Source organism: Cupriavidus basilensis OR16, assembly GCF_000243095.1.
Lineage (GTDB): Bacteria > Pseudomonadota > Gammaproteobacteria > Burkholderiales > Burkholderiaceae > Cupriavidus > Cupriavidus basilensis_D.
Window position 1 is genome coordinate 1 of sequence record NZ_AHJE01000101.1, and the last position, 12,030, is coordinate 12,030.

Consider the following 12,030-nt stretch of genomic DNA (forward strand, 5'->3'; position numbering starts at 1 on the left):
GACATGGTGCTGGCGGCGCGCTCGGCCAGCTTTATCCAGGCTTTCGTCAAGATCGGGCTGGTGCCGGATTCTGGCGGCACCTGGCTGCTGCCCAAGCGCATCGGCATGGCCCGCGCCATGGGCCTGGCCATGACGGGCGACAAGCTCAGCGCCGACGAGGCCGAGAAGTGGGGGCTGATCTGGGAGGCGATGGACGATCCGCTGCTGCCCGAGCAGGCGCTGGCCCTGGCCACGCACCTGGCGGCCCAGCCGACGCGCGCCCTGGCCGCCATCAAGCAAGCCATGCACGCCGGCGCTAGCCAGGGGCTCGATGCCCAGCTCGACCTGGAACGCGACCTGCAGCGTGAGCTGGGCGCGTCGCCCGACTATGCCGAGGGCGTGAACGCTTTCCTGGAAAAACGCGCGCCGCGCTTCACCGGGCGATAGGATCGCCAGTACCGCAGCGCAGCCCCCAGCCCTTGCCCAAACAGGAGACCAGCTTGACCCACAATCCCCAGGCCCTCGCGGAAAGCGCCGCCGCCAGCATGTACGAAGCCGACACCTGCAGCCGCTGGCTGGGCATCACCGTCGAGGCCGTGCGGCCCGGCTACGCACGCTTGTCCATGCAGGTGCGCCGCGAATTCCTCAACGGCCACGGCATCTGCCACGGCGGCCTGATGTTCACGCTGGCCGACTCGGCCTTTGCCTTCGCCTGCAACAGCCACAACATCAACACGGTGGCGGCGGGCTGCAGCATCGAGTTCCTCAAACCCGTGGAGGGCGGCGACATGCTGACGGCCGAGGCCACCGAACAGGTCCTGTCGGGCCGGCATGGCATCTACGATATCCGGGTGACCAACCGCGCCGGCGAGGCGGTGGCATTGTTCCGCGGCAAGTCGGCCCAGATCAAGGGGCATGTGGTCACCCCGCCGGGCGCGGCGCAGTGATGCCTGGCCCAGACGCAGACAAGCAAACATAAGCCCCGCGCAGGAGACACCATGACGCGCCTGACAGATCTGCCGCTCGAGCCGATCGAGACCGCCAGCCGCGACGCATTGCAGGCGTTGCAACTGGAACGCCTGCAATGGTCGCTCAACCACGCCTATCAGAACTCGCCGGTCTACCGCCGCAAGTTCGATGCCGCCGGCGTCCATCCGGATCAGGTCCGCACGCTGGCCGACCTCGCACGCTTTCCGTTCACCACCAAGCAGGACCTGCGCGACAGCTATCCCTTCGGGATGTTCGCCGTGCCGCAGGACCGCGTGGCGCGCATCCATGCCTCGTCGGGTACCACCGGCAAGCCCACTGTGGTGGGCTACACCTTGAAGGACATCGACACCTGGGCCACGGTGGTGGCGCGCTCGATCCGCGCGGCCGGCGCGCGGCGCGGCGACAAGGTGCATATCAGTTACGGCTACGGGCTCTTTACCGGCGGACTCGGCGCGCACTATGGCGTGGAAAAGGCTGGGCTCACCGCGATCCCGTTCGGTGGCGGCCAGACCGAGCGGCAGGTGCAGCTGATCCAGGACTTCAAGCCGGAAGTGATCATGGTCACGCCCAGCTACATGCTGGCCATTGCCGACGAGTTCGAGCGCCAGGGCATCGACCCGACCTCCAGTTCGCTCAAGGTCGGCATCTTCGGCGCGGAGCCGTGGACGCCCGAGATGCGCCTGGCCATCGAGAAGCGCATGGGCATCTCGGCGGTGGATATCTACGGGCTGTCGGAAGTGATGGGGCCGGGCGTGGCCAGCGAATGCGCCGAGACCAAGGACGGCCCGACCATCTGGGAGGATCATTTCTACCCGGAAGTGATTGATCCCGTCACCGGCGAGGTACTGCCCGACGGCGCATTCGGCGAGCTGGTCTTTACGTCCCTGTCCAAGGAGGCCCTGCCGATCGTCCGTTACCGGACCCGCGATCTCACCCGGCTGCTGCCCGGCAGCGCCCGCGGCGCCTTTCGCCGCATGGAGAAGGTGACCGGCCGCTGCGACGACATGATGATCATCCGCGGCGTCAACGTGTTCCCCTCGCAAATCGAGGAGCTGATCCTCAAGCACGCCGAACTGGCGCCGCACTACCAGTGCGTGCTGACCAAGGATGGCCATCTCGATGTGCTGACCGTGCGCGTGGAATGCGCGCATGACATCGACCCGGCGGCGACGCAGCAGGCCAGCGCCAAGCTGACCTACGATATCAAGGCGTTTATCGGCGTGACGGTTGCCATCGAGGTCCTGCCTACCGGCGGCGTGGAGCGCTCGGTGGGCAAGGCACGGCGCATTGTCGACCAGCGCCCGCGCTGAGGCGCTGAGGCGCTGAAGGCAGAGGTAACAACAGGAGCCGGCCAGGATTGGCCGGCTCTTGTTGTCATGCCCTAACCGCGCGGCATCAGCACCCACATGCGCCCGCCCTGCTTCATCCGTCCGGCGGTCTCGCCGGCTGCGTCGCCAGCCCCCCAGAAGAAGTCAGCCCGCACCCCGCCCTTGATGGCGGAGCCCGTATCCTGCGCGAACATCAGGCGCTGGATCGGTTCGGACGACAGCGGCCGCGTGGTCGAGAGGAAGACCGGCACGCCCAGCGGGATGGTGGCGGGGTCGACCGCGATGGAGCGCTCGGCAGTCAGCGGCACGCCCAGCGCGCCGACCGGGCCATCGTTATTGGCCGGCAGTTCGCGGAAAAACACGAAGCGCGGATTGACGTTGAGCATTTCGTCAACGCGCCCCGGATTTGCCCGCGCCCAGCCCTTGATGCCTTGCATGGTGGCCTGCGCCGGCGTGATCTCGCCGCGGTCGAGCAACCACTTGCCGAACGAGCGGAAGGGCTGGTCGTTGGTGCCGCCAAAGCCCACCCGCATCACGCTGCCGTCGGGCAGGCGGATCCGGCCGGAGCCCTGGATCTGCAGGAACGCGGCTTCCACGGCGTCATCCACCCAAACCAGCTCCTGGCCGCGCAATGCAGGGCTCTGCAGCAGTTCGCCGCGCGCCGGCAGCGGCCGGTTGCCCCACTGGGGCGGCTTGCGGTACAGCGGGATCTGGTACTGGCCCTGGCGCGTGCGCGCGCCGTGCAGGATCGGCTCATAGTAGCCGGTGATCAGCCCACTGTCGGTGCCGTCGCCGTTGACCACGCGAAAGGGCTGGAAGTTGGACTCGAAGTAGGTGCGCATGGCGAGCAGGTCGCCGGCATCGACCATCAGGCCGAGCGCGCAGACGCGGCTCCATTCGGCCCGCTTCTTCAGGGCCTGGCAGCTGGCCTGCAACGCCGGCCAGGCGGCGCGCATGTCGTCCTGGCTCCAGCCGCCGATCTCGCCCCAGCTGGCCGCTTGCAGCACGCCCTTCTGGGTGGAACCGGTGGGCGGCGCCGCGGGCCGGGGGCCCGGGCCTTCGATGCGGGGCGGCGGGCCGCTCATGCAGCCGGCCAGCAGCGTGGCGGCGGCGGCAAGCCCGAGCCAGCCAAGCCGGCGGCCGCTGGCCGCGGTACTTGCCTGTCCCGACGAGGACCGGGAAGACGAAAAAGGAAAGCGGATTAAGGAATGCAGGTATGCCATCTTGTTTGGGTGAAAACTCAGCGTATCGCGGCCGGACGCATCTGCCGATGGCCTACAATGCCCACCGTCGCCTCCATGTAGCCCTGTCATGAGCAAGTTCTTTGAAGCCCATCCCATGCTGCTGTTCGCCCTCGAGGCCGGACTGGCGCTCTTCCTGCTGATCTTCATCGTGGTCTGGACCATGGGCACGGCCAAGAAGAACCCGCGCCCCAGCCGCGCGCCGGACGATCATCCGTCGCGCGCGGGACATGGAGGGAATGCGGGACAAGGCACGGCGCGTACCCAACAGGATCAGGACAGCACTTCGGGCCAATAGGTTCCGCCGATGTCCCGGCGTCTCTCAGTGCAACATGCGCGGCAGGACCAGCGCAAACTCGGGGATCGGCACCTCGAAGCGATGACCATCCTCGGCCACGCAGAAATACTCTCCCTTCATCGAGCCCACCGGGGTCGAGATGGTGGCCCAGCTGGTGTACTCGAAATGCTCGCCCGGCTTGAGCAGGGGCTGGTGCCCGACCACGCCAAGACCAGCAACTTCCTGGGTGCCGTTGTCGCTATCGGTGATGACCCAGTGCCGGGAGATCAGCTGCGCAGCCACCTCGCCGGTATTGTGGATCGTGATGGTGTAGGCGAAGGCATGGCGCCCGCGCTCAGGGTCGGACTGGTCGGCCAGGTACTGGGTGCGTACGGCCACGGAAAACGCGTATTCGCTCATTGTCGACACATAAAGGGCGGGATCAGGGTAGCCGCATTGTGCGGCATGGCTCGGGGAGCGGCAAGCTAAGCCGCCGCCGGGAACGGACGCGGGAGGCGGGCGGCCGGCGAGAGGGAGGGTAAAATATCGGCTTCCCCTTGAAGCACCCCCCTTTCGAGCCCCGCCATGAGCACGCCCACCTACCGCATCGCCCCGTCCATCCTGTCCGCCGACTTTGCCCGCCTGGGCGAGGAAGTGCGGCGCGTGACCGCGGACGGCGCCGACTGGATCCATTTCGACGTGATGGACAACCATTACGTGCCGAACCTGACCGTGGGCCCGCTGGTATGCGAGGCGATCCGCCCCCACGTGACCGCCCCGATCGACGTGCACCTGATGGTGCGCCCGGTGGACCGCATCATTCCGGACTTCGCCAAGGCAGGCGCCAATATCATCACCTTTCACCCGGAAGCCAGCGAGCATATCGACCGCTCGCTGGCGCTGATCCGCGAACACGGCTGCCAGGCCGGCCTGGTGTTCAACCCGGCCACGCCGCTGCACCACCTGGATCACGTGATGGACCGGATCGACGTGATCCTGCTGATGTCGGTCAACCCCGGCTTCGGCGGCCAGTCCTTCATCCCCGAGACGCTCAACAAGCTGCGCGCAGCCCGCAAGCGCATCGACGCGTACGCCGAGCGCACCGGACGCCGCATCCTGCTGGAAGTGGACGGTGGCGTGAAGATCGACAACATCGCCGAGATCGCCGCGGCCGGGGCCGACACCTTTGTCGCCGGTTCCGCCGTGTTCAGCAAGCCGGACGCCGACGGCGGCTACAAGGGCGTGCTGTCGGCCATGCGCAGCGAGCTGGCCAAGGTCGGCAAGGCAGGCCAATGAGCTCGGCGCAGCTGAAGCGCACCGACTGGCGCGGCATCCGCGGCGTCATCGTGGACCTGGACGGCACCATGGTGGACACCGCCGGCGACTTCCACGCGGCGGTCAATGCCATGCTGAAGGCGCTGGTCCACCTGCACCCGCAGCTTGGCAACGCCACGCCAATGAGCAAGGAAGAGATCGTCAGCTTCGTCGGCAAGGGCTCGGAGAACCTGATCCGGCGCGTGCTGGATGCGCGCTTCTCGCCAGCCCACGCCAACGGCATGTTTGCCGATGCGCTGGCGCTGTACGATCGCGAATACCTGCGCATCAACGGCCAGTTCTCGCAGGTCTACCCCGGCGTCGCCGAAGGCTTGGCGGCCCTGAAGACAGCAGGCCTCCGGCTGGCCTGCGTGACCAACAAACCACATAACTTCACCGAGCCGCTGCTGGCCAAGACCGGCCTGGGACGGTTCTTCGAGCTGGTCTACGGCGGTGATGCCTTCGCCCTGCGCAAGCCGGACCCCCTGCCTCTGCTCAAGGTAGCCGAGGCATTCCGCCTGGAGCCGGCCGAAATGGCCGCGATCGGCGACTCGGAAAACGATGCGCAGGCGGCTCGCGCCGCTGGCATGGGAGTGCTGCTTGTGCCCTACGGCTACAACCACGGCAATCCTGTACAAGGCGTTGACGCCGATGGTATAGTCGATTCCATTGTTCGCGTTGCCGAGCTGTTGGCGGCACACCGGGCATGACCCCGGCGGCCGAAAGGCCGCCGAAGCCAAAGCACCACCCAATATCCAAACCATAAATCGCTGAACACGATTTCATGTTTCTGAACCGCAAACGCATCTCTTCTGGCAGTGATCGGCAGGCCTGGCCCTGGCGTCGCTGGCGCGCCTCCCAACAGGCGTAAAGTGCGTTCGCGAGTCTCCTGACCGCCCCCTTCCTGCATCCCCGCGATGCATCCGTACCAGGAGGGGGCCGGCCAGACCGGCAGGTTGCCGGACCTTCTCTGATTTTCCAGCCGCCCGACATCCCAGCCTTGTGCCGGTGTCATCCGAACGCGCTGCACGCCCACCCCGGCCGTGCGTGGACACTCGTCCGCGCGATGGTCTCTGCGGGGCGGGTCTGACGACCTTCCAGCCCCAAGTTGCCGACATCGCAACGTACGCCATACTGAGTTGACAGGCGCCGCTGCACAAGAGGATCGACATGACCGAACTGGAATTCAAATCGCTGGCCGAGCAGGGCTACAACCGTATCCCCCTGATCACCGAAGCCTTCGCCGACCTGGAAACGCCGCTGTCGCTGTACCTGAAGCTGGCGCAATCGCAAACGCGCGGGGTCAACACCTTCTTGCTGGAATCCGTGGTGGGCGGCGAGCGCTTCGGACGCTACTCGTTCATTGGCCTGCACGCCCGCACCCTGCTGCGCGCCTCGGGCATGCGCACCGAAGTGGTCACGGATGGCCGCGTAGTGGAAACCCATGAAGGCAACCCGCTCGACTTCATCGCTGCCTTCGAGAAGCGCTTCAAGGTGGCACTGCGCCCCGGCCTGCCGCGCTTTTGCGGCGGCCTGGCCGGCTACTTCGGCTACGACGCGGTGCGCTATATCGAGAAGAAGCTCGCCAACACGCAAAAGCCGGACGACCTGAACCTGCCCGACATCCAGTTGCTGCTGTGCGAAGAGTTGGCCGTGATCGACAACCTGTCCGGCAAGCTCTATTTGATCGTCTACGCCGACCCGACCACGCCGGAAGCCTACGCCCGCGCCCGCCAGCGCCTGCGTGAACTGCGCATGAAGCTGCGCCAGCCGGTGGACGTGCCCATCACCAGCCCCTCGGTGCAAACGGACGTCTACCGCGAATTCGAGAAGGCCGACTACCTCGCCGCCGTGCACAAGGCCAAGGAATACATCATGGCCGGCGACATGATGCAGGTACAGATCGGCCAGCGCCTGGTCAAGCCGTACCGCGACTCCCCGCTGACGCTGTACCGCGCGCTGCGCTCGCTGAACCCGTCGCCTTACATGTACTTCTACAACTTCGGCGACTTCCAGATCGTGGGTGCCTCGCCCGAGATCCTGGTGCGCCAGGAAACCCGCCGCGTAGGCAGCAACGGCGACCAGCGCGAGGATCACATCGTCACCATCCGCCCGCTGGCCGGTACCCGTCCGCGCGGCAACACGCCGGAAAAGGACGCCCAACTGGCCACCGAACTGCTCAACGATCCCAAGGAAATCGCCGAGCACGTCATGCTGATCGACCTGGCGCGCAACGACATCGGCCGCATCGCCGAGATCGGCTCGGTCAAGGTCACCGACCAGATGGTGATCGAAAAATACTCCCACGTGCAGCACATCGTCAGCTCGGTCGAAGGCACGCTCAAACCCGGCATGAGCAACCTCGACGTGCTGCGCGCCACCTTCCCGGCCGGCACGCTGTCGGGCGCGCCCAAGGTGCACGCGATGGAGATCATCGATGAGCTGGAGCCGCGCAAGCGCGGCATCTAGGCTTCCCCTTGAAGCACCCCCCTTTCGAGCCCCGCCATGAGCACGCCCACCTACCGCATCGCCCCGTCCATCCTGTCCGCCGACTTTGCCCGCCTGGGCGAGGAAGTGCGGCGCGTGACCGCGGACGGCGCCGACTGGATCCATTTCGACGTGATGGACAACCATTACGTGCCGAACCTGACCGTGGGCCCGCTGGTATGCGAGGCGATCCGCCCCCACGTGACCGCCCCTCTATGTGCAGGCCGCCGCCGGCATCGTTGCCGACTCGGACCCCGAAGCCGAATGGAGGGAAACCGAAGCCAAGGCGCGCGCCGTGATCCGCGCCGCCGAGCAGGTCCAGGACGGCCTGGACTCGGATATCTAAGGTAAAGGGAACAGGGGAACCGCCATGCTGCTGATGATCGACAACTACGATTCGTTTACCTACAACATCGTCCAATACTTCGGTGAACTCGGCGCCGACGTGCGCACCTATCGCAACGACGAAATCACGCTGGAAGAGATCGAGGCGCTCAAGCCCGACCATATCTGCGTCTCGCCGGGCCCGTGCAGCCCGCGCGAAGCCGGCATTTCCGTGGCGGTGCTGCAGCACTTTGCCGGCCGCATCCCGATGCTGGGCGTGTGCCTGGGCCACCAGGCCATCGGCGAAGCCTTCGGCGGCAAGGTGATCCGCGCCAAGCAGGTCATGCACGGCAAGGTCAGCCGCATCGAGACCACGCAGGAAGGCGTGTTCGCCGGCCTGCCCAAGCACTTCGACGTGACGCGCTATCATTCCCTGGCGATCGAGCGCGAGACCTTGCCGGATTGCCTGGAAGTGACGGCCTGGACACCGGATGGCGAAATCATGGGCGTGCGCCACAAGACGCTCGCCATCGAGGGGGTGCAGTTCCACCCCGAATCCATCCTGTCCGAGCACGGCCATGCGCTGCTGGCCAACTTCGTCAAGGCGCCCCGATGAGACTGCTCGATACGCCTAACGCGCCCGTCCCTGGCGCGGCCCACACCAACGCAAAGACCGAGACCGCCATGTCCATCACGCCCCAGGAAGCCCTCACCCGCTGCATCGAACACCGCGAGATCTTCCATGACGAGATGCTGCACCTGATGCGCCAGATCATGCAGGGCCAGATGTCGCCGGTGATGGCCGCGGCCATCCTGACCGGCCTGCGCGTCAAGAAGGAAACCATCGGCGAGATCTCGGCGGCGGCGCAGGTGATGCGTGAGTTCGCCAACAAGGTGCCCGTCAAGGACCGCGAGAACTTCGTCGACATCGTCGGCACCGGCGGCGACGGCTCGCACACGTTCAATATTTCCACCGCGTCGATGTTCGTGGCGTCCGCTGCCGGCGCGCGCATTGCCAAGCACGGCAACCGTGGGGTGAGCTCCAAGTCGGGCAGCGCCGATGTGCTGGAGGCGCTGGGCGTGAACATCATGCTCACGCCGGAGCAGGTCGGGCATTGCATCGAGCAGACCGGCATCGGCTTCATGTTCGCCCCTACCCATCACCCGGCCATGAAGAACGTCGCCCCGATCCGCAAGGAAATGGGCGTGCGCACCATCTTCAACATCCTGGGCCCGCTGACCAACCCGGCCGACGCGCCCAATATCCTGATGGGCGTGTTCCACCCCGACCTGGTCGGCATCCAGGTGCGCGTGATGCAGCGCCTGGGCGCGCGCCATGCACTGGTGGTCTACGGCAAGGACGGCATGGATGAAGTCTCGCTCGGCGCAGCCACGCTGGTGGGCGAACTGAAGGACGGCGAAGTGCGCGAGTACGAAGTCCACCCCGAGGATTTCGGCCTGCAGATGATCTCCAATCGCGGCCTCAAGGTGGCAGACGCCACCGAGTCCAAGGAAATGCTGCTGGAAGCGCTCACCGATGTGCCCGGCACCCCGCGCGAGATCGTCACGCTCAACGCCGGCACGGCGCTGTACGCGGCCAATGTGGCCAGCTCGATCGAGGACGGCATCCAGCGCGCGCGCGAGGCCATCGCCAGCGGCGCGGCGCGCGAGAAGCTCGACCAGTTCGTGCGCGCCACGCAGCAGTTCAAGTAAGCCAGAGCCATCCAGCCCCGCGAGAGAATGACCGCATGTCCGATATCCTGCAGAAAATCCTGGCCGTGAAGGCCGACGAAGTGAACGCGGCGCGCAAGAAGCGCGACCTGCCCAGCCTGCGCGCCGAGGCCGAGAGCCTGCGCGCCGAGCCGGGCCTGGCGCCGCGCGGCTTCGAACGCGCGCTGCGCGAGAAGATCGCCGCCGGCAACGCCGGGGTGATCGCCGAGGTGAAGAAGGCCTCGCCCTCCAAGGGCGTGCTGCGCGCGAACTTCGTGCCGGAGGCCATTGCCGAGAGCTATGCCACGCATGGCGCGGCCTGCCTTTCCGTCCTGACGGACGTGAACTTCTTCCAGGGCCACGCCGACTTCCTCAAGCGCGCCCGCGGCGCCTGCCCGCTGCCGGCCTTGCGCAAGGACTTCATGATCGACCTGTACCAGGTCTATGAAGCCCGTTGCTGGGGCGCCGACGCCATCCTGCTGATCGTGTCCGCGCTGGACCCGGGCCTGATGGCCGAGCTGGAAGCCTGCGCGCATGAGCTCGGCATGGACGTGCTGGTGGAAGTCCACGGCGGCGAGGAACTCGACGCCGCGCTGCGCCTGAAAACGCCGCTGCTGGGCGTGAACAACCGCAACCTGCGCACCTTCGAGGTATCGCTCGACAATACCCTGGACCTGCTGCCGCGCATCCCGGACGACCGCCTGGTGGTGACCGAATCCGGCATCATCGGCCCGGATGATGTACACCGCATGCGCGACGCCAATGTGCACGCCTTCCTGGTTGGCGAGGCCTTCATGCGAGCGCCCGACCCGGGCGTCGAGCTGGCTCGCCTGTTCGCCTGAACGGGAAACAGGAAAACGCAATGGCCCAGGAAATCGAACTCAAGCTGGCGGTGCCCGAGGGCGCCATGCCAGCGCTCGCGGCCTGGCTGGACGCGCAGGGACAGGCGCGCGGCGAGCACACGCTGCTCAACGTCTACCTCGACACGCCCGCGCGCGACCTCGCCGGCGCCCGTGCCGCCCTGCGGCTGCGCCGCCGCGGCGAGCAATGGCTGCAGACGCTGAAAACCGCCGGCAAGAGCGAAGCCGGGCTGGCCGCCCGCCACGAGTGGGAAACCAAGGTGGCGGCAGAAGCCATCGAGCTTGACGCCTTCCCGCCCGAGGCCCGTGCCCTGCTGGCGCCACTGGCCGCCACCCTGGCGCCGGTGTTCCGCACCGATTTCGCGCGACGCACCTGGCTGGTCGAACAGGACGGAGTGCGCATCGAGGCCGCGCTCGACATCGGGACGATTTCGGCGCCGGGAAGCGCCGCGCGCGAGACGATCCAGGAGCTGGAACTGGAGTGGCTGCCTGGCGACGCCGGACAGGGTCTCACGCAAGCACAGGCCGAAGCCGCGCTGCGCGCGCTGGCGCTGCGCCTGCAGCACGTCGCGCCGCTCAAGCCATCCGACCAAAGCAAAGCCGCGCGCGGCTACCGGCTCGCTGCCGCTGCCGACGCGGGCCGCACCTGAGGTTGCGCTCCGGCCCGCCACACCACGCAACGCCACGTCACGCAACGCAACGCCAAAAGAAACCAGGTATCCCTCCAGCATGAGCAAACACAACAGCGCACAGGCCGACCTGTTCGCAGCCCCGGCCATTGCCGAAGCCGCAACCGCCGCAGCACCCGCCAGCCTGCAGGAACAAGCCGCGGCGCTGCCAGCGGCATGGCGCGCATTGCTGGCCCCCTGCATGAACACCGCCGGCTGGCAGGAACTGGCCGCCTTCGTCGACGGCGAGCGCGCCGGCGGCAAGCCGGTCTTTCCGCATGACGTGTTCCACGCCTTGCACCTGACCCCGCCCGAGACCGTCAAGGTGGTCATCCTCGGCCAGGACCCGTATCACGGCACCGGCGTGGTCAACGGCAGCGAGATTCCGCAGGCGCATGGCCTGGCCTTCTCAGTGCCGGACGGCGTGCGTGTGCCGCCTAGCCTGCGCAACATCTTCAAGGAAATCGCCGCGGAGTATGAAGGCGGCGCTGCGCCGGCCTCCGGCAATCTCGAAGGCTGGGCGCGCCAGGGCGTGCTGCTGCTCAACACCGTGCTGACGGTGGAGCAAGGCCAGGCCGCCAGCCACGCCAAGCGCGGCTGGGAAGCGGTGACCGATTGCCTGATCCAGGCCTTGTCCGCCGCGCGCCCGCACCTTGTCTTCCTGCTGTGGGGCAGCCACGCGCAAGCCAAGAAGCCCTTGCTGGCCGGCACGCACTGCGTGCTGGAAGCGCCGCATCCGTCACCGCTGTCGGCACACCGGGGTTTCCTGGGCTGCGGGCACTTCCGCCTGGCCAACGATTGGCTGCAACAGCACGGCGCCGCGCCGGTCGACTGGCGCGCCACCTGAGCTGC

At 67.0% G+C, this 12,030-nt stretch carries 13 protein-coding genes and 3 pseudogenes; 14 read left to right on the forward strand and 2 right to left on the reverse strand.

Annotated features, from left to right (window positions below; translation table 11 throughout):
- The 3 genes from OR16_RS30820 to paaK form a co-directional block, all read left to right on the forward strand.
- Positions 1 to 426 (forward strand): enoyl-CoA hydratase-related protein (locus OR16_RS30820; RefSeq protein ID WP_006162577.1); only part of this gene is annotated, 426 nt, incomplete at its 5' end.
- A 53-nt stretch (positions 427 to 479) separates the two neighbouring features.
- Positions 480 to 926: a hydroxyphenylacetyl-CoA thioesterase PaaI gene (gene paaI, locus OR16_RS30825; RefSeq protein ID WP_006162578.1), complete on the forward strand. Its 447-nt coding sequence runs from the start codon at positions 480 to 482 to the stop codon at positions 924 to 926.
- 51 nt (positions 927 to 977) lie between these two features.
- On the forward strand, positions 978 to 2,279 hold the full coding sequence (gene paaK, locus OR16_RS30830; RefSeq protein ID WP_006162579.1) for a phenylacetate--CoA ligase PaaK: 1,302 nt from the start codon (positions 978 to 980) through the stop codon (positions 2,277 to 2,279).
- A 71-nt stretch (positions 2,280 to 2,350) separates the two neighbouring features.
- On the opposite strand, the gene OR16_RS30835 is transcribed toward paaK, so the two are convergent.
- Complete coding sequence (locus OR16_RS30835; RefSeq protein ID WP_006162580.1) at positions 2,351 to 3,520, reverse strand: murein transglycosylase A; 1,170 nt, start codon at positions 3,518 to 3,520, stop codon at positions 2,351 to 2,353.
- An 88-nt stretch (positions 3,521 to 3,608) separates the two neighbouring features.
- Here OR16_RS30835 and OR16_RS30840 point away from each other — a divergent pair, with 88 nt between their 5' ends.
- Positions 3,609 to 3,836: a hypothetical protein gene (locus tag OR16_RS30840; RefSeq protein WP_006162581.1), complete on the forward strand. Its 228-nt coding sequence runs from the start codon at positions 3,609 to 3,611 to the stop codon at positions 3,834 to 3,836.
- Between the two features lie 24 nt (positions 3,837 to 3,860).
- Here the strand turns inward: OR16_RS30840 and apaG are convergent, their stop codons facing one another.
- Positions 3,861 to 4,235 carry a Co2+/Mg2+ efflux protein ApaG gene (apaG, locus tag OR16_RS30845; RefSeq protein WP_006162582.1) on the reverse strand — a complete coding sequence of 125 codons (375 nt, stop codon included), beginning with the start codon at positions 4,233 to 4,235 and terminating at the stop codon, positions 3,861 to 3,863.
- A 165-nt stretch (positions 4,236 to 4,400) separates the two neighbouring features.
- Here apaG and rpe point away from each other — a divergent pair, with 165 nt between their 5' ends.
- From rpe to OR16_RS30885, 10 genes and pseudogenes are all read left to right on the forward strand, one after another.
- A complete protein-coding gene (gene rpe / locus OR16_RS30850) occupies positions 4,401 to 5,111 on the forward strand; it encodes a ribulose-phosphate 3-epimerase (RefSeq protein WP_006162583.1) in 711 nt (236 codons plus the stop codon).
- Entirely contained in the window at positions 5,108 to 5,839 is a 732-nt protein-coding gene (gene gph / locus OR16_RS30855; protein ID WP_006162584.1) for a phosphoglycolate phosphatase, read from the forward strand. Before rpe ends, gph begins: the two co-directional genes overlap by 4 nt.
- A gap of 460 nt (positions 5,840 to 6,299) precedes the next feature.
- Positions 6,300 to 7,595, forward strand: a pseudogene (locus tag OR16_RS30860) (anthranilate synthase component I family protein); the annotation flags it as partial.
- 39 nt (positions 7,596 to 7,634) lie between these two features.
- Positions 7,635 to 7,772, forward strand: a pseudogene (locus OR16_RS43160) (ribulose-phosphate 3-epimerase); the annotation flags it as partial.
- Between the two features lie 47 nt (positions 7,773 to 7,819).
- Positions 7,820 to 7,962, forward strand: a pseudogene (locus OR16_RS43765) (chorismate-binding protein); the annotation flags it as partial.
- A gap of 24 nt (positions 7,963 to 7,986) precedes the next feature.
- A complete protein-coding gene (locus tag OR16_RS30865) occupies positions 7,987 to 8,556 on the forward strand; it encodes an aminodeoxychorismate/anthranilate synthase component II (protein ID WP_006162587.1) in 570 nt (189 codons plus the stop codon).
- 68 nt (positions 8,557 to 8,624) lie between these two features.
- Positions 8,625 to 9,653 carry an anthranilate phosphoribosyltransferase gene (gene trpD / locus OR16_RS30870; RefSeq protein WP_006162588.1) on the forward strand — a complete coding sequence of 343 codons (1,029 nt, stop codon included), beginning with the start codon at positions 8,625 to 8,627 and terminating at the stop codon, positions 9,651 to 9,653.
- Positions 9,654 to 9,688: 35 nt separating this feature from the next.
- Entirely contained in the window at positions 9,689 to 10,492 is an 804-nt protein-coding gene (gene trpC / locus OR16_RS30875; protein ID WP_006162589.1) for an indole-3-glycerol phosphate synthase TrpC, read from the forward strand.
- A 20-nt stretch (positions 10,493 to 10,512) separates the two neighbouring features.
- On the forward strand, positions 10,513 to 11,160 hold the full coding sequence (locus tag OR16_RS30880) for a CYTH domain-containing protein (protein ID WP_006162590.1): 648 nt from the start codon (positions 10,513 to 10,515) through the stop codon (positions 11,158 to 11,160).
- A 79-nt stretch (positions 11,161 to 11,239) separates the two neighbouring features.
- Positions 11,240 to 12,025 (forward strand): uracil-DNA glycosylase, encoded by a 786-nt coding sequence (locus OR16_RS30885; protein ID WP_006162591.1) that lies wholly within the window; start codon positions 11,240 to 11,242, stop codon positions 12,023 to 12,025.
- The last annotated feature ends 5 nt before the right edge of the window (positions 12,026 to 12,030 follow it).

Bases quoted from the DNA above. Each gene is read 5' to 3' on its own strand.
- gph (WP_006162584.1), top strand. From the start codon at position 5,108: ATGAGCTCGGCGCAGCTGAAGCGCACCGACTGGCGCGGCATCCGCGGC.
- apaG (WP_006162582.1), bottom strand. From the start codon at position 4,235: ATGAGCGAATACGCGTTTTCCGTGGCCGTACGCACCCAGTACCTGGCC.
- rpe (WP_006162583.1), top strand. From the start codon at position 4,401: ATGAGCACGCCCACCTACCGCATCGCCCCGTCCATCCTGTCCGCCGAC.
- OR16_RS30840 (WP_006162581.1), top strand. From the start codon at position 3,609: ATGAGCAAGTTCTTTGAAGCCCATCCCATGCTGCTGTTCGCCCTCGAG.
- OR16_RS30885 (WP_006162591.1), top strand. From the start codon at position 11,240: ATGAGCAAACACAACAGCGCACAGGCCGACCTGTTCGCAGCCCCGGCC.
- trpC (WP_006162589.1), top strand. From the start codon at position 9,689: ATGTCCGATATCCTGCAGAAAATCCTGGCCGTGAAGGCCGACGAAGTG.
- OR16_RS30835 (WP_006162580.1), bottom strand. From the start codon at position 3,520: ATGGCATACCTGCATTCCTTAATCCGCTTTCCTTTTTCGTCTTCCCGG.
- paaK (WP_006162579.1), top strand. From the start codon at position 978: ATGACGCGCCTGACAGATCTGCCGCTCGAGCCGATCGAGACCGCCAGC.
- OR16_RS30865 (WP_006162587.1), top strand. From the start codon at position 7,987: ATGCTGCTGATGATCGACAACTACGATTCGTTTACCTACAACATCGTC.
- trpD (WP_006162588.1), top strand. From the start codon at position 8,625: ATGTCCATCACGCCCCAGGAAGCCCTCACCCGCTGCATCGAACACCGC.
- OR16_RS30880 (WP_006162590.1), top strand. From the start codon at position 10,513: ATGGCCCAGGAAATCGAACTCAAGCTGGCGGTGCCCGAGGGCGCCATG.